Below are 15747 nucleotides of genomic sequence, written 5' to 3' on the forward strand. Positions count from 1 at the left end.
CGGTTCAAGGCCGGCGGATCGGTAGCCATAAGATGGGGCAGCACGCCCCCACGTACAAGACGGACGAATGCGGCACGGCTGCGCGCAGCAAGCAGGGCAAACCGGCCACGGCCCTCAATAGTTCAGCCACAGGCCCGGCGTGGCAAGCTCCACCAGATTCCCGTCGGGATCACGGAAATAAAGACTGATCCCTCCGCCGTCCCAGTCAATGCGGCTTTCTATGGCAACGCCCTGCGCAGTCAGGTGAGCCTGCCACTGCGCCTCCGACCCCTCAGGAATCGCCAGCGCGTAGTGCAGCGGGCCATGCCCATCATGGGGCGGGATGACACCGCCATCCATGTCGACCGGCTCCACCGTGCCGCCCCGCTTGAAAAGCAGCAGCACGCTGGCCGGCCCGGCATTGTAAGCGCAGAAGCGGGTATCCGCGACCATCGGCGCGAGACCCAGAACCCGCTCGTAGAAATCACGCGCGCGGGCCAGGTCGTCAACATACAGCCCGGTTTCGAGCACGCCGGAGATCGGCGGAATTCCCGCGCCTGCCGGCATCTCGCTCACCAGAGGTTAAGCGCCAGGCGCGCCTCCTCCGACATCCGTCCCTGGTCCCAGGGCGGTTCGAAGGTCAGGTTCACGGTCACGCCCGCCACGCCGCCAACGCTCGCAACAGCGCCTTCCACCATGCCGGGAAGTTCGGCGGCAGAGGGACAGTTCGGCGTGGTCAGCGTCATCTCGACGGCCACCTGCCGGTCATCCGCGATGTCGACCTTGTAGATCAGGCCGAGCTCGTAGATATCGACCGGGATTTCGGGATCGTAGACGGACTTCAGCGCCGTGACGATCTCGTCGGTGAGCCGTTCCAGCTCCTCCTGCGGGATCGACGAATCGAATTCGGCGGCATTCGGGCTGCCCGAGGCAGAGGTCGCGTCGGTCTGTGTCTCGCTCATGCGAAAAGATCCTGAGCCTTGATGAGGGCGTCGGCAAGGATGTCGACTTCCTCATGCGTGTTATAGAGCGCGAACGACGCCCGGCACGTCGCTGTCACACCATATCGCCCCAGAAGCGGCATCGCGCAATGGGTGCCGGCCCGCACCGCGACGCCGGAACGATCGATGATGGTCGCAATGTCGTGCGGATGCGCGCCCTTCACGTCGAAGGCGAAGATGGCGCCCTTGCCGGGTGCGTTGCCATAGATCTGAATCGAATTGATCTTCGACAGCCGCTCGGTGGCATAGGCGGCGAGAGAGGCCTCATGAGCGGCGATGCGCTCGCGCCCGAGACTCTCCATGTAAACCAGCGCCTCGCCAAGACCGATGGCCTGCACGATGGGCGGTGTGCCGGCCTCGAAGCGGTGCGGCGGCTCGCCATAGGTCACGCCGTCCTCGGTGACGGTGCGGATCATCTCGCCTCCGCCCTCATAGGGGGGAAGCGCGTCGAGCCGCGCGCGCTTGCCGTAAAGAACGCCAATGCCGGTCGGGCCATAAAGCTTGTGGCCGGTGACGGCATAGAAGTCGACATCGAGGTCCACGACGTCGACCGGCATGTGGACGGCCGCCTGCGCGCCGTCCACCACCACCACCGCGCCGACCTCATGGGCGAGACGGGCGATCTCCTTGATCGGCGTCACCGTCCCCAGCACGTTCGACATGTGGGTGATGGCCACGATCTTGGTGCGTTCGGTCAGCGTCGCCTTGAAGGCTTCAAGGTCGAAGGCGCCCTCCTCCGTCACAGGCACCCACTTGATCACCGCGCCATTGCGTTCGCGCAGGTAGTTCCAGGGCACTATGTTGGAATGGTGCTCCATGATGGAGAGCACGATCTCGTCGCCCTCGCCAATCGACTGGCCTAGCGAGGACGCAACGAGATTGATCGCGCCGGTCACCGAGCGGGTGAAGATCACCTCTTCGATCGTCGGTGCGTTGAGAAAGGCGCGGCAGCGTTCGCGGGCCTGCTCATAGGCTTCGGTCATCGCATTGGCGAGAAAATGCAGGCCGCGATGGACGTTGGAGTACTCGTTCTCATACGCGAAGCGCATGCGGTCCAGCACCTGCACCGGCTTCTGGGCCGAGGCGGCGTTGTCGAGATAGACCAGCGGTTTGCCATAGACCTGGCGGGACAGGATCGGAAAATCCTGCCGCACGCGGGCGACATCATAGGTGCCGTTGGCAACGGCGGGGTGAATTTCGGTCATCGGCTGCACCCATCATCCACGCCGTGCGTGGAGGTGACCGTAAATGGCCGGGAAAAGGCGACCGGAGCCGCCGTCCCTCAGGAGCCGACGGGATCTCGCCCGACCTCTCCCGGCCACGATGAATCAGGCGCGCGCCTTCAGCCACGCCTCGGCGCGGTCGATGAGCGCATCGCGCAGACCGTCATGCTCTACGGTCTCGATCGCCTCGCCGACAAAGGCCTGCACCAGAAGGCTCTGCGCCTCCTTGAGCGGAATGCCGCGCGCGCGAAGGTAGAACAGCAGGTCGTCGTCGATGGCGCCGCAGGTAGCGCCATGGCCGCACTGCACGTCGTCGGCGAAGATCTCCAACTCCGGCTTGTTGTCCATCTCGGCGTCCTCGCCGAGAACCAGCGCGCGGCTCATCATCCGCCCGTCGGTCTTCTGCGCGGCCTGGCGCACCACGATCTTGCCCTGGAAGACACCCCGGCTGGAATCGTCGAGCACCGTCTTGAACAGCTCGCGGCTCTCGCAGCCGGGCACCTTATGGTCGAGAAACAGCGTCGAATCCGCGTGCTGGCGGCCCTTCAGCAGCGTCGCGCCATTGAAGCTCACATGGCTGTCCTCGCCCGACAGCGTCGCATAGAGCGAGGTGCGGGCCACGCCGGCACCGGCGCCAAAGGTGAAGGCGTGGACCTTGGACTGCCGGCCGACATCGAACAGCAGGGTCGACAGGTGAATCGCGCTCTCGCTCTCCTCCTGCAGCCGGACCACGTCGAGATGAGCCTCGTCGCCGACCTCGAATTCGGTCGCGCCGTTGACCTGGTAGGCAACGCCTTCCGGGCCCTCGAAGCTCTCGACAAAGGTGGCCTTGGCGCCAGCCCCGATCACGACCAGCGAGCGGGCATAGGTCGCCGCAGCCGTGCCGCCGGCGAATACATGGGCGATGTGGATCGGGCGGTCGATGACCGCTCCTGCCGCCACGTCGATCACGACGCCATCCCGGGCCAACGCGGTATTGAGCGCCAGCGCGGCATCGTAGCGGCCGGGAAGGATGCCCCCGATACGGCTTCCGATTTCATCGCCAGAGGCAACGACCTCGGCGAAGCTGCGCACGCTCAGCCCCTCCTCCAGATCGGTGAAGTCCGACAGTTCGGGCACGACCGCGCCATTGGCCACCACGATACGGCGGGCTTCCACCTCGCGCAGCAGGGTGGCGCGGGCGTCGGCGTCGGCCACGGCGGCGGTGCCCGCGATGGGAACCGCCTCGCGCATGAACGAGCGCAGGTCGGTGTACTTCCACTCCTCGACCCGGCGATGCGGCAGCCCGTACTCCTCGAAGGAGCGCGCCGCCGCAAGGCGAAGGTCGCCGAGCCGGTTGTTCACCGACGGCAGATGACTGAGCTCGGCGATCATCGCCTGCTCGGCCGGCGTCCGGATCGGACGAATGTCAGCATTCATCGTCCTGTCCTCACGCCGCGTCCTGCTGGTACTCGGCATAGCCATTGGCTTCGAGTTCCAGAGCCAGTTCCTTGCCGCCCGAGCGCACGATGCGGCCCTTGTTCATCACGTGAACGAAGTCGGGGACGATGTGGTTCAGGAGACGCTGATAGTGGGTGATGACGATCATCGCCCGGTCCGGCGAGCGCAGCGCGTTCACACCCTCCGACACCACTTTCAGGGCGTCGATGTCGAGACCGGAATCGGTCTCGTCGAGGATGCAGAGCTTGGGCTGGAGGATCGCCATCTGCAGGATCTCGGCGCGCTTCTTCTCGCCGCCGGAGAACCCGACGTTCACGCCGCGCTTCAGCATATCCTGGTTGATGCCGAGGCTGCCTGCGCGCTCCCTGACCAGGCGCAGGAAGTCCGGGGTCGAAACCTCTTCCTCGCCGCGCTTCTTGCGCTGCGCGTTCAACGCCGAGCGCAGGAAGGACATGGTCGCGACGCCGGGCACCTCGATCGGGTACTGGAAGGCGAGGAACAGGCCCTTGGCGGCGCGCACGTCGATTTCCATCTCGAGCAGGTCCTCGCCGTCGAAGGACACCGAGCCCTCGGTGACGTCGTAGTCTTCCTTGCCGGCCAGAATGTAAGACAGCGTCGACTTGCCCGAGCCATTCGGGCCCATGATGGCGTGAACCTCACCGGGATTCACGCTCAGCGTCAGTCCCTTGAGGATCTCCTTGCCGTGTTCGCCGTCGATCTTGGCGTGGAGATTGTCAATTTCGAGCATGGCCATGTCATCAGTTCCGTGTCTGGAGCGCGGCGTCGCGGGCGATCGGGTGCCGGAGCGCGCTGAAATCCTGAAGTGTCCCCAGGGCCGGCCGAGCCGGCCCCGGGATGACGAAGTGCGATAAGGGCCGTCAGCCCACCGAGCCTTCCAGGCTCACCTGAATGAGCTTCTGCGCCTCGACCGCGAACTCCATCGGCAGTTGCTGGAGCACGTCCTTGACGAAGCCGTTGACGATCAGCGCCGTCGCTTCCTCGGGGTCGAGGCCGCGCTGCTGGCAGTAGAAGAGCTGGTCGTCGGAGATCTTCGAGGTGGTGGCCTCGTGCTCGAACTGCGCGCTCGAATTCTTCGATTCGATATAGGGCACGGTATGTGCGCCGCACTTGTCGCCGATGAGCAGGCTGTCGCAGTTGGTGAAGTTCCGGGCGCCGGTCGCCTTGCGGTGAGCCGAGACCAGTCCGCGATAGGTGTTGTCGGAATGCCCGGCGGCGATGCCCTTGGAGATGATGCGGCTCGACGTGTTCTTGCCGAGATGGATCATCTTGGTGCCGCTGTCGACCTGCTGATAGCCGTTCGAGATCGCGATGGAGTAGAACTCGCCCTGCGAATTGTCCCCGCGCAGGATGCAGCTCGGGTATTTCCAGGTGATCGCCGAGCCGGTCTCGACCTGGGTCCAGGAGATCTTGGAACGGTCGCCACGGCAGTCGCCACGCTTGGTGACGAAGTTGTAGATGCCGCCCTTGCCTTCCTTGTCGCCCGGATACCAGTTCTGCACCGTCGAGTACTTGATCTCGGCATCCGCCAGCGCGACCAGCTCGACCACCGCGGCGTGAAGCTGGTTCTCGTCGCGCATCGGCGCGGTGCAGCCCTCGAGATAGCTCACATAAGCGCCTTCATCGGCGATGATGAGCGTGCGCTCGAACTGCCCGGTATTGCGCTCGTTGATGCGGAAATAGGTGGAGAGCTCCATCGGGCAGCGCACGCCCTTCGGCACGTAGACGAACGAGCCGTCGGAAAACACCGCCGAGTTCAGCGTGGCGAAATAGTTGTCGGTCACCGGCACGACCGAACCGAGGTACTTTTTCACCAGCTCGGGATACTCGCGAACAGCCTCCGAGATCGGCATGAAGATCACACCGGCCTTCGACAGCTCTTCCTTGAAGGTGGTCGCCACCGAGACGCTGTCGAACACCGCATCTACCGCGACCCGCGAGCCGCCGGTGCTCTCGATGCCCAGCAGCGCGTCGCGCTCGCGCAACGGGATGCCCAGCTTCTCATAGGTGGCCAGAATCTCCGGGTCGATGTCGTCGATCGACGTCGGCCCGTCCTTCTTCTTCGGGGCGGAATAATAATAGAGTTCCTGATAGTCGATCGGGGGATAGCTCACCCGCGCCCATTCCGGCTCGCGCATGGTTTGCCAGCGCCGGAACGCTTCAAGGCGCCACTCCAGCATCCATTCCGGCTCATTCTTCTTGGCCGAAATGAAGCGGACGGTCTCCTCGGAGAGACCCTTGGGCGCCTTCTCCGATTCGATATCGGTGAAGAACCCGTACTTGTACTGATCGACGTCGAGGGAGCGAACCTGCTCCACTGTCTCCTGTACGGCCGGCATCGTCTCATCTCCTCTCCCACGCGGGGTCAAGGCCCACGGGTCAGGTCAACTGGTTCCCCGCAAATATCGTGCGCGCGTTGCTCGCGGGGATAGGCACGTCGGTTAGGCACGTCCATCCGCCAGGGCCCCGCACCGGAATGCGGAAACCCTGCGCGTCACGCCGCGCGGGCGCGACGCAAAAGTCCCGGCCACACCCGGCGGAACGCGCCGAGTGCCCGGTCAACATCCTCTTCCCCGCTCGACCAGCCGAATGACAGGCGGATGGCGGAACGGGCGATCCGCTCCGGCACACCCATCGCCGACAGGACGTGGGACGCGGTGACCTTGCCCGACGAACAGGCTGCACCGGCGCTTGCCGCAACGCCTGCCAGATCGAGGGCGATCACCAGATTTTCCGCCGGCACTCCGGGGAGAGCCACGCAGGACGTGTTGGGCAACCGCTCGACGTCACCGACGAGCAGGACCAGCTCGGGGAACTCGCATCTTAGAGCGCTTTCAAGCCGCTCGCGCAAGGCATCGATGCGCACCACCTCGTCTTCCACAGCGGAGCCCGCGGACGCCGCCGCCGCGCCAAAGGCCGCGATCGAGGGAATGTTCTCGCTGCCCGCCCGGCGCCCCCTCTCCTGCCCACCGCCGGAAAAGACCGGCGCCGGCCGAAGATCAGGATCGGCGATCACCAGAGCGCCGGAACCCGGCGCGCCGCCGATCTTGTGCGCCGACAACGACATCAGATCGACGCCAAGCGCCCGCATCGACACCGGAATGCGTCCTGCTGCCTGCACCGCATCGGTATGGACCAGCGCGCCATGAGCGTGGGCGCGCCGCGCCACTTCCGCCAATGGCTGGATCACGCCGGTCTCGTTATTGGCGAGCATGACCGACACCAGGGCCCGCCGGCCCGCTTCGGCATGGTGCGCGAGGGCGACATCCAATTCTTCAAGTTCCACGCGCCCGCGCGAATCCACGGCAAGCACATCAACTTGTTCAACGGGAAACCGGTGCCCGCGCAGCACGGCGGCATGTTCGACGGCGCTGGTGATCAGCACATCGCATCCAAGCCTCTCCTCGCCACGGAAGAAGTCGGGCGTCAGCGCCAGCGTATCCGCCTCGGTGCCGCCGGCGGTGAACACCACGCCGCGCGCATCGGCGCCGACGAGCGCGGCGACCTTGGCCCGCGCCGCCTCGATAGTGGCGCGCGCGCCCCGCCCTTCCCCGTGCACGGCCGAGCCATTGCCGGTCGCGTCCAAGGCGTCCATGAGCGCCGCACGCGCTTCGGGGCGTATCGGCGCAGTGGCGTTATGATCGAGATAGGTTCTTTCGTGCATGATGCTCGTGGGCTCGAATTGCCGGGCTCACATCCTATATAGGCATCCAACACGCGATGCGCCTGCCCTATGCCCGGCGAGCTTGCAAATTGAGTCGCCGTCCTGCATAGGTTCACATCCGCATCTGCGTGGGGAGGCTTGGGTAGGCGAGTGAGCGCGCAACCTTTGCAACCCGACGTTGAAACTTAGAATTATTCCAATAAATTAGGGTCCCTGCCCGCTGTCGTCAAGGCGCTCGCGACAAGACGATGTCCGGACGGCGAAGGTGTTCATCCTCCCGTCGGTCCTGACGAGAACGGGTCGGCCCGCTCCGCATCCCAAGGTTCCGAGCTTCATGCCTGAGGTCATTTTCACCGGTGAGAAGGGGCGTCTCGAAGGCCGCTACCAGCCGGCCAAGACGCGCCATGCGCCGATCGCCATCATCCTGCACCCGCACCCCCAGTTCGGCGGCACGATGAACAATCCGGTCGTCTACAACCTCTACTATCAGTTCGTGAACCGCGGCTTCTCCACGCTGCGCTTCAACTTTCGCGGTGTCGGGCGCAGCCAGGGTTCGTTCGACCACGGACAGGGCGAGCTGGCCGATGCGGCTGCCGCGCTGGACTGGGCGCAGTCGATCAATCCGGATGCCCGCGCCTGCTGGATCGCCGGCTTCTCCTTCGGCGCGTGGATCGGCATGCAGCTTCTGATGCGCCGCCCGGAGGTGGAAGGCTTCATCTCCATCGCCGCGCCGGCGAATCTGTATGACTTCTCCTTCCTCGCGCCCTGCCCTTCCTCGGGCCTGTTCGTTCATGGCGACAAGGATGCAGTGGTGCCGTTCTCCGCAGTCACCGGCCTCGTCGAGAAGCTGAAGACCCAAAAGGGCATCATCATCGAGCAGCAGACCGTTGCCGGCGCCAACCATTTCTTTGACGGCAAGACCGAAGATCTGATGGAAGTGGTGGGCACCTATCTCGACAAGCGCCTGCCCGACACCGCGAAGAAAACCAGCGCGGCCTGAACCGCGCCTTCCAGCGTCTGATATGCAAAAAGCCCGGCGTTCATCACGCCGGGCTTTCGCTTTTGGGGAGTAGCCGTCTCAGTTCAGGACGAGACGCGCCGGATCGGTGACAAGCACCGCGTCGCCGCGACGGGCGATCTCGACGGTACGGGTCATGCCGTCCGTTGCGCCGGGCACCGAGAAGCTCACCTTCTGCTCGGGCTGCAGCGTGGCGGCGACGCGTACCGGGGCGCCGTCAGCAACGCTCAGGGTCGCGATGACATGATAGCCGTCGGTGTCGGGCGTGTAGTAGGCCACGCCGGTGACATAGCCGAGCTGGATGTTCTGCGCGGTACCCGGCTGAAGGCCGTTCCGCGCGCCTTCGGCACGCAGGGGCGCCGCGATGGCGATGGCGATGAGACCCCCGGCGACAGCCAAGGGAAGGATGTCGCGAACAAGGCTGCGCATCTTCTTTGCTCCAAAGTTCTGTCCAGGCCTATTAGTGGAAGCTGCCTGCCTGGCGAGCCGGGCTTCCCGGGAGCCCTCAAGATATACAGAACTTTGTGCATTGCATCATACGCTTTTGCATCGCACCAATGCGTTTCAGGAATACTGCGGCAGACGCGCGCATTATTCAAAAAATCTGAATACCCTCTTCAATTCCGCTTTGGGCGCAACGTCCTCAGGAACGAAGAATGGCTCCGCCCGTCATCGGGCATGGCACGCCGGTCGTCGTCGGAAAACTCAGGGGCAGTCCGCGCAGCGCACGTACGGCCAGGAAGGCAAAGGCCTGCGCCTCCATGAGATCTCCAGACCAGCCGACCTCATCCGCTGTAATGACCTCGATAGAAAGCCGCTCGCGCAACATGCGCAGCAAGGTGGCATTATGCGCCCCGCCACCTGCCGCAATGAGCAGAACCGGGCGCCGCGGCAGCAACGAGAGGCAGGCGGCGATCGACGCTGCCGTAAGCGCGGTGAGCGTCGCCGCGCCATCCTCGACGCTCATATGCTCAAGCCCCGCCCGCTCGACGACCCAGGCACGGAAATCGTTGCGATCCAGCGACTTCGGCGGCGCCTTGACGAAGAACGAATGATCCAGAAGCCGCGCGATCGCAGCCTCGTCAACCCGGCCAGCCGCTGCCGCGGCGCCGTCGCGGTCAAATGGCGCGCCGGTGCGCTGTTTCATGAAATCGTCGATCAGCGCATTGGCCGGACCCGTGTCGCCTGCAATCGGATCCATCTCGCCATCAAGCCAGGTGATGTTGGCGACACCGCCCAGATTCAGCACGACCACAGGACCCGCCGTCTTCAACCCTCGAACCAGCGCGCGGTGATAGACCGGCACCAGCGGCGCGCCCTCCCCACCGGCCGCGACATCGGCGGCCCGCAGATCATGCACCAGTACCGGGCCGGGGCCGGGCACCATGGCCTGCACCGCGCGGAGCAGCCCTGCCCCATCGCCGATCTGCACCGTCAGGCGCCGCTCGGGGCGGTGCAGGACGGTCTGGCCATGAAAACCGATGACGGCGACGTCGCGGTGTTCGGGAAAAGTGGAAAAGAACTCCGCCAAAGCCTCGGCATGCCGATCGGTCAGGCGCCGCTCCGCCTCGGCCAGCACGCCCGGGCGCGCGGCGCGTTCGGTCAGCCCGGTCGCTTCCTCCAGCGCCCGCTCAAGGACGACGCGGTCCTCGGGCGTGTAGGCGTAGGTACGGCCCGGGCCGAAGGCGGTGACCGTCTCCCCGTCGGTCTCGATAACCGCCAAGTCTACCCCGTCGAGCGAGGTACCGCTCATCAGCCCGATCGCCTTCACCGACTGCTCCATGAGACTGCCCCCGGGATGCTTTCCACGCGCGAAGCTGTTACATCACCGGCCCGATCCTAATATGGCGTTGATGCCCGCAGGCCTGAGATGAGCACCTTCCGATCCGACTTCCTCCGCATCCTCCAGGAGCGCGGCTTCATTCATCAGATTTCCGATGAAGACGGCCTCGACAAGCTGTTCGCCACGGAAACCGTCACCGCCTATATCGGCTTCGACCCCACGGCACCGAGCCTGCATGCCGGCGGGCTGATCCAGATCATGATGCTGCACTGGCTGCAGGCGACGGGTCACCGGGCGATTTCGCTGATGGGCGGCGGCACCGGCATGGTTGGCGATCCCTCGTTCAAGGACGATGCGCGCCAGCTGATGACGGTCGATACCATCCAGGCCAACATCGACTCGATCAAGAAGGTGTTCTCGAACTACCTCACCTATGGCGAGGGGCCTCGCGACGCGCGGATGATCAACAATGCCGACTGGCTGCGTGGGCTCAACTACCTTGAATTCCTGCGCGATGTCGGCCGGCATTTCTCGGTCAATCGCATGCTGTCCTTCGACAGCGTGAAGACCCGGCTGGACCGCGAGCAGTCGCTGTCCTTCCTCGAATTCAACTACATGATCCTGCAGGCCTACGACTTCGTCGAGCTGGCCAGACGTTATGACTGCCGGCTGCAGATGGGCGGCTCCGACCAGTGGGGCAACATCGTCAACGGCATCGATCTCGGCCACCGCATGGGCACCAAGCAGCTCTTCGCGCTGACCTCGCCGCTGCTTACCACCTCCTCGGGCGCCAAGATGGGCAAGTCGCTCTCCGGCGCCGTTTGGCTCAACGCCGACATGCTCGGTGCCTATGAGTTCTGGCAGTACTGGCGCAACACCGAGGACGCGGACGTCACGCGCTTCCTCAAGCTCTACACCACGCTGCCGATGGACGAGATCGCCCGTCTGTCGCAGCTTGGCGGTTCGGAGATCAACGAGGTCAAGAAGATCCTTGCCACCGAGGTGACCGCGCTGCTCCACGGCCGCGCCGCGGCCGACGCGGCAGCGGAGACGGCGCGCAAGACCTTCGAGGAAGGCGCTCTCGCCGCCGACCTGCCGACGGTGGAGCTGCCCGCCAGCGCGCTGCACGGCGACGGCATCGGCGTGCTCTCGGCCTTCGCCGAGATCACCGGCCTTCTTGCCTCGAACGGCGAGGCACGCCGCCAGATCAAGAGCGGCGGGCTGCGGGTGAACGACGTCGTCGTTACCGACGACAAAATGATGCTCACGCAGGCCGATCTGACCCCGGAAGGCGTGATCAAGCTCTCCTTCGGCAAGAAGAAGCATGTGCTGCTGAAGCCCGTGTGATCCGTGCGCGCCGTACCTTTCGGCGCGCGTCATGCCCCTCGCTCACGCCCGATCTGGAGCGCTATCGGGCGAAATGGGCGCCGGGGCGCGTGACGGATGATGCGTTGAAATTGTTCTAGCGGGTCGGAACCAGTCCCGGAGGCGTCGGATCGGGCGCCTGCCGGAACTCGAATATCTTGCGCAGGAAACCGGGCGCCACAGCGGAGATCGGGTTCACCCGCAAGGTCGGCCCGCTGAGGGGACCGACAACCTCATAGGTCACACCGACCAGCCCTTCATTGGGACCGCCACCCAGGAAGAAGCCCAGCACCGGCACGCGGCTGAACAGGTTGTTCAGTCCGTAGGCCGGCACATAGGTGCCGCGCACCGCGACGCGATCGGCGGCGAAGTCGAGCGTGCCGTCGAAAGTCGAGCCGATCGAGGGGCCCCAGATCGCGCCGTCGCGAATGTTCAGCTGTTCCGCCGAGCGCTGGAAATCAGCCTGCATCTTGCGGAACGCAACCGCCGCGCCGGGCGCGGGGCGCCCATCCTTGGTCTGGCTCGGCGCCGCCGCGATCAGCCGGTCCAGCCCCGGCTCGCCGCGAATGGTGAAGTCGCGCATGTTGACCACGCCGCTCTGCGGCTTGCCGCTGCCGTTCGGGGGGTCGACGTCGATCCACAGATCGCCGCCATAGATTCGCGAATACAGATCGACGAACCGCAGCAGCGCGCCAGCGTCGCTGGTCGCCACCCGCAGCAGCGGGCGCCCGTTCTGCGTCGTCAGTTCGCCCTTCACGCCGCCGCCCCGCCCGACCATTGCCGCCAGATCGAACGCCGTCAGCGTGCCGCCGCGCCGCGACATGCGCAGCACCGCCTGGCGCATGGTCTCGCCATTATTGCCCGCGACCACGCCGAGATTGACGTCGAGATCGATATCGGGCGGCTTTTCGTTGCGGGCACCGGCCACCGGAGCTTCGAGCAGGTTCTTCAGGAAAGCGCGGGCCTCAATCACCTCGCCGCGCACGGTCAGCTTCATCACGCCGTCGACGTTCTCGGCCTTCACACTGGCCTTGTCGCCATCGGAAAGCTGGAAGGTCGGCAGGTTGGCGCTCACCAGCGCGGACTTGGCATCGAGATCGACCGAACCGCGAATGTTCACGCCCTGCCCGGTGATGACGAGATTGTCCAGCTGCGTCCCCGAGTTGTTGATCACCGCGTCAGCCGTCAAACGGGCTGGCTTTCCCGCCGGCTTCGACCAGCCCGGCACCAGTTCGGCAAGCCGCGCATTGGTGAGGTCGAGGTCGACATCCGCCGTCCTGGTCTTGGTGCCGATCTTGCCGGAGAGCTTGACGCCCACCGTTCCCGATATGCTGGCAAGGTCCAGATTGAGATTGGCGCGCGCGGCATCGTCGAGCGTCGCGGCGATGGTGAAGGTGGCATCGCCCGTGGATGGCCGGGTGTATTCGAAACTCGCCGGCGCGCCGCCCACCTTGCCCTCGCCGCGCAGCACGGTCGCCGCCGGCGTGACGAAGGCGCGCACCGTCGCACTGTTCAGCTTCTGGCCGAGAAACACGTCATCGGCGCTGAAGTCGGTCAGGTTGGCGTCGAAGGCATAGTCGACGTCGGCGGGCTTGATGTGTTCGGACAGCTTGATGTTGATCTGCGCCGTGCCATTGATGGTGCCGCCGACACCGTCAGGGTTCATCTGCTCGGCCGCCGCGCCGCGCAGCGGCGGCCGGCTGGCCAGCTCCACCGCCGCCGCCGCCGGGCCGCTGACCGTCAGCTGCAGCTTGGCGGGCGGGTTGTCCATGATGACGTTCGGCACGTCCAGAACGCCCTCAGGCAGGTCGAGCTTGCGCCCTCCAGGCGTGGTGATGCTCGCCCGGCTCGCCACCACATGCGCGCTTCGTCCCGTCGCCTCCACCGCGAGGTCGGCTCCCTCCAGCGGAGGAAGTTCCGGGATCGGCCGCAGCACGCCATTGCTGCCGACCACATTGATCGACACCGCCTCGGCGGCCAGCGGGCGCTGCTTGTTGCCAATCGAATCCAGCGGCGCGTCAAAGGCGATCTCGGCTCGGGACACGTCGCCCGAGACGATGTGCTCATAGACCCATTTACGCACGTCCGGAGCGGCAACGATGGGCCAGAGCCGCTTGAGCGACGTCGCGGACATCGGCGTCGCGCTGACCGAAAGCGCGAGCGAGGGCCGCTCCGAGCCAATATCCAGCGCGCCGGAGAGCGTCACCCCGCCCTGCGGACCCTTGAACACGGCCTGATCGATCGAGATGCGATGCGCCGCCGTGTCCATGGAGAGGAGAACCGCGACATCATCGAGTATGAGCGGAGGCTCTTTCTCGGAATAGATGCCGCCACCGCCAAAGCTCGCCCGCGCCTTGGTACTGCGAAGCTGCCATTTGCCGTCCGCCTCCAGCGGGCCCTTGATCTCGGCGTTCAGCTCAAGCCCGAACGGGCCGGCCTGGATCGACAGCGGCGTCAGGGCGAGCACATGGCGGACCGGGTCGAACTTGAACGTGAGCGAGGCTTCGTCGACGAGGGTGCGCCCGGCGACATCCGGCCCGAGCTGGAATTCGCCGGCGCCGGCGACAAGGCGGCCCTCACTGGCGATCAGCAGACCCTGATTGTCGATGCGGGCGGAGAAATCCAGAGAGAGCGGCGAGGTGGCGACAAGATCGGCATCGGCCTGCCCGGCGGCGATCATCAGGTCGCGCGGCGCAAGGTCCCGCACCTTGAGGGTGAGAGGCCGCTGGCCCTCGGTGAGGGCGCCGATGGTGGCGCTCGCCGACCAGGGGCCATCCGTGCCCCCGGCGGTGAGATCGAAGCTCATGCCGCCCTGAGAGGGGCGCGACAGCGAAAGATCGATGTCGTCGAAGGTCCATTGCCGGCCGCTGATGTCGCTGCGCACGACCAGGATGCCGTCCTTGAGACCCACCTCGGAAAGGTCGCCGCCATCCAACCCGCCACGATCAATGGCATCCGCGAAGGCCGCAAGGCTGGAAAGCCGCAGCGGACCCACTGGTGTCGCCAACTGGTCGGCGGCCGTGACGGTGGGAGCGTTGTCGCCGGTGGAGCTCGGCGCGCCCTGTCGCGGCGCCACCACGGGAGGGACGTCTGCCGCGGGAGCCGCGATAGGCTTGCCGCCCTCCGTGGAGATCGCAATGCCGCCCTGCGCATCGATGCGCACCGTGACCTTGACGCCCACGAGGTCGATGCGGCGCGGCCGGTTCACCCAGGGAAGCAGCCCGTCCTGCATCGTCACATCCGCCTGCGGGGCGATCGCGATCACGTCACCCGCAGCGTCGCGCACGACGATGTTGCTCGCCTTCAGCAGCACGCCGCCATCGAGCGCGCGATCGGCGACGATCTCGCCGATCTGGACCGTGCGGCCGCCGCCCAGACGTGCTTCCAGTGCGCTTTCGATGTAGGGCCGGGCCATGTCCACCGTCAGCAGGCCGGTGGTGAACATCAGATACACGCCCACAACCGACGCGATCGCGAGGCCCATAAGGGTTCCCAGCGACCAGCCGCACACGCGCAGCCAGCGGCGCTTGCGAACAGGCGCGTCGGCGCATGCCTTGGCGATGCGCCGCAGACGAGGCCGCCTGACAACACGCTTCGCACCAGCATCCGCCTTCCGGGTGGTCGGCTGCTTCATGAAAGCTTCGAATCTCCGCGAGTTACGACATAATGCCCGCGCCGCCCGCCACCCGCGACCCCTTTCACCTCAAAGGTGCCGCCGACAGGACGATCCACTTTTCGTTCCTTAGCCGATCAACCCAAAAACCGCCGAAAGGAAGGCAAATGACAGCGATCGCCGCCGGCAAACCCGCACCCGACTTCACGATTTCCACCGACACCGGCGAAACCGTCACCCTCGACAGCCTTCGTGGGCAGAAGCTCGTCCTCTATTTCTATCCGAAGGCCAACACTCCGGGCTGCACGCTCGAAGCCCATGACTTCGACCGCCTCGGTCCGGATTTTAGTGCGGCGCAGACACGGGTCATCGGGATTTCACCCGATCCGCTCAAGGCCATCGGAAAATTTCGCACCAAGCAGGCGCTCTCCCTGACGCTCGCCGGCGACGAGGAGCATGCCATGCTCGAGGCCTATGGCGTCTGGGTCGAGAAAAGCATGTATGGCCGCACATATATGGGCGTGGAGCGCAGCACCGTGCTGATCGACGCCGAGGGGCGCATCGCCCGCGTGTGGCCCAAGGTCAAGGTCGCCGGCCACGCGGCCGAAGTGCTGGAGGCGGCAAGGGCCCTCTAGCGGGGGAC

General features: G+C 65.5%; 13 protein-coding genes. 3 read left to right on the forward strand and 10 right to left on the reverse strand.

Annotation, left to right across the window (positions count from 1 at the left end; translation table 11 throughout):
• Positions 1-114 precede the first annotated feature (114 nt).
• From G3A50_RS01175 to G3A50_RS01205, 7 genes are all read right to left on the reverse strand, one after another.
• Complete coding sequence (locus G3A50_RS01175; protein WP_163077171.1) at positions 115-546, reverse strand: VOC family protein; 432 nt, start codon at positions 544-546, stop codon at positions 115-117.
• Positions 547-551: 5 nt separating this feature from the next.
• On the reverse strand, positions 552-941 hold the full coding sequence (locus tag G3A50_RS01180; protein WP_163073404.1) for an SUF system Fe-S cluster assembly protein: 390 nt from the start codon (positions 939-941) through the stop codon (positions 552-554).
• Entirely contained in the window at positions 938-2185 is a 1248-nt protein-coding gene (locus tag G3A50_RS01185; protein ID WP_163073405.1) for a SufS family cysteine desulfurase, read from the reverse strand. The genes G3A50_RS01180 and G3A50_RS01185 overlap by 4 nt, the downstream gene beginning before the upstream one ends.
• A 123-nt stretch (positions 2186-2308) precedes the next feature.
• On the reverse strand, positions 2309-3622 hold the full coding sequence (sufD, locus tag G3A50_RS01190; protein WP_163073406.1) for a Fe-S cluster assembly protein SufD: 1314 nt from the start codon (positions 3620-3622) through the stop codon (positions 2309-2311).
• A 10-nt stretch (positions 3623-3632) separates the two neighbouring features.
• Entirely contained in the window at positions 3633-4397 is a 765-nt protein-coding gene (gene sufC / locus G3A50_RS01195) for a Fe-S cluster assembly ATPase SufC (protein WP_163073407.1), read from the reverse strand.
• 124 nt (positions 4398-4521) lie between these two features.
• Positions 4522-6000, reverse strand: coding sequence for a Fe-S cluster assembly protein SufB (gene sufB / locus G3A50_RS01200; protein WP_163073408.1), 1479 nt, complete (start codon positions 5998-6000; stop codon positions 4522-4524).
• A gap of 155 nt (positions 6001-6155) precedes the next feature.
• The gene (locus G3A50_RS01205) at positions 6156-7325 is read right to left on the reverse strand and encodes a cysteine desulfurase family protein (protein WP_163073409.1); all 1170 of its coding nucleotides are present in this window, start codon (positions 7323-7325) and stop codon (positions 6156-6158) included.
• Between the two features lie 334 nt (positions 7326-7659).
• Between G3A50_RS01205 and G3A50_RS01210 the strand changes: the two genes are divergently transcribed.
• On the forward strand, positions 7660-8325 hold the full coding sequence (locus G3A50_RS01210) for an alpha/beta hydrolase (RefSeq protein WP_163073410.1): 666 nt from the start codon (positions 7660-7662) through the stop codon (positions 8323-8325).
• Positions 8326-8403: 78 nt separating this feature from the next.
• Here the strand turns inward: G3A50_RS01210 and G3A50_RS01215 are convergent, their stop codons facing one another.
• Positions 8404-8772: a hypothetical protein gene (locus G3A50_RS01215; protein ID WP_163073411.1), complete on the reverse strand. Its 369-nt coding sequence runs from the start codon at positions 8770-8772 to the stop codon at positions 8404-8406.
• A 214-nt stretch (positions 8773-8986) separates the two neighbouring features.
• On the reverse strand, positions 8987-10126 hold the full coding sequence (locus G3A50_RS01220; protein ID WP_170308621.1) for an anhydro-N-acetylmuramic acid kinase: 1140 nt from the start codon (positions 10124-10126) through the stop codon (positions 8987-8989).
• An 87-nt stretch (positions 10127-10213) separates the two neighbouring features.
• Between G3A50_RS01220 and tyrS the strand changes: the two genes are divergently transcribed.
• Positions 10214-11473, forward strand: coding sequence for a tyrosine--tRNA ligase (tyrS, locus tag G3A50_RS01225; protein WP_163073412.1), 1260 nt, complete (start codon positions 10214-10216; stop codon positions 11471-11473).
• 115 nt (positions 11474-11588) lie between these two features.
• On the opposite strand, the gene G3A50_RS01230 is transcribed toward tyrS, so the two are convergent.
• Positions 11589-15125 (reverse strand): YhdP family protein, encoded by a 3537-nt coding sequence (locus G3A50_RS01230; RefSeq protein WP_163073413.1) that lies wholly within the window; start codon positions 15123-15125, stop codon positions 11589-11591.
• 146 nt (positions 15126-15271) lie between these two features.
• On the opposite strand from G3A50_RS01230, the gene bcp reads away from it, so the two are divergent.
• Positions 15272-15739 (forward strand): thioredoxin-dependent thiol peroxidase, encoded by a 468-nt coding sequence (gene bcp / locus G3A50_RS01235; protein ID WP_163077175.1) that lies wholly within the window; start codon positions 15272-15274, stop codon positions 15737-15739.
• The last annotated feature ends 8 nt before the right edge of the window (positions 15740-15747 follow it).

It is taken from the genome of Ancylobacter pratisalsi (genome assembly GCF_010669125.1).
In the GTDB taxonomy this organism is placed as follows: Bacteria; Pseudomonadota; Alphaproteobacteria; order Rhizobiales; family Xanthobacteraceae; genus Ancylobacter; species Ancylobacter pratisalsi.

Coding starts and splice junctions, on each gene's coding strand:
- G3A50_RS01175 (WP_163077171.1), bottom strand. CDS start 546: ATGCCGGCAGGCGCGGGAATTCCGCCGATCTCCGGCGTGCTCGAAACC.
- G3A50_RS01180 (WP_163073404.1), bottom strand. CDS start 941: ATGAGCGAGACACAGACCGACGCGACCTCTGCCTCGGGCAGCCCGAAT.
- G3A50_RS01185 (WP_163073405.1), bottom strand. CDS start 2,185: ATGACCGAAATTCACCCCGCCGTTGCCAACGGCACCTATGATGTCGCC.
- sufD (WP_163073406.1), bottom strand. CDS start 3,622: ATGAATGCTGACATTCGTCCGATCCGGACGCCGGCCGAGCAGGCGATG.
- sufC (WP_163073407.1), bottom strand. CDS start 4,397: ATGGCCATGCTCGAAATTGACAATCTCCACGCCAAGATCGACGGCGAA.
- sufB (WP_163073408.1), bottom strand. CDS start 6,000: ATGCCGGCCGTACAGGAGACAGTGGAGCAGGTTCGCTCCCTCGACGTC.
- G3A50_RS01205 (WP_163073409.1), bottom strand. CDS start 7,325: ATGCACGAAAGAACCTATCTCGATCATAACGCCACTGCGCCGATACGC.
- G3A50_RS01210 (WP_163073410.1), top strand. CDS start 7,660: ATGCCTGAGGTCATTTTCACCGGTGAGAAGGGGCGTCTCGAAGGCCGC.
- G3A50_RS01215 (WP_163073411.1), bottom strand. CDS start 8,772: ATGCGCAGCCTTGTTCGCGACATCCTTCCCTTGGCTGTCGCCGGGGGT.
- G3A50_RS01220 (WP_170308621.1), bottom strand. CDS start 10,126: ATGGAGCAGTCGGTGAAGGCGATCGGGCTGATGAGCGGTACCTCGCTC.
- tyrS (WP_163073412.1), top strand. CDS start 10,214: ATGAGCACCTTCCGATCCGACTTCCTCCGCATCCTCCAGGAGCGCGGC.
- G3A50_RS01230 (WP_163073413.1), bottom strand. CDS start 15,125: ATGAAGCAGCCGACCACCCGGAAGGCGGATGCTGGTGCGAAGCGTGTT.
- bcp (WP_163077175.1), top strand. CDS start 15,272: ATGACAGCGATCGCCGCCGGCAAACCCGCACCCGACTTCACGATTTCC.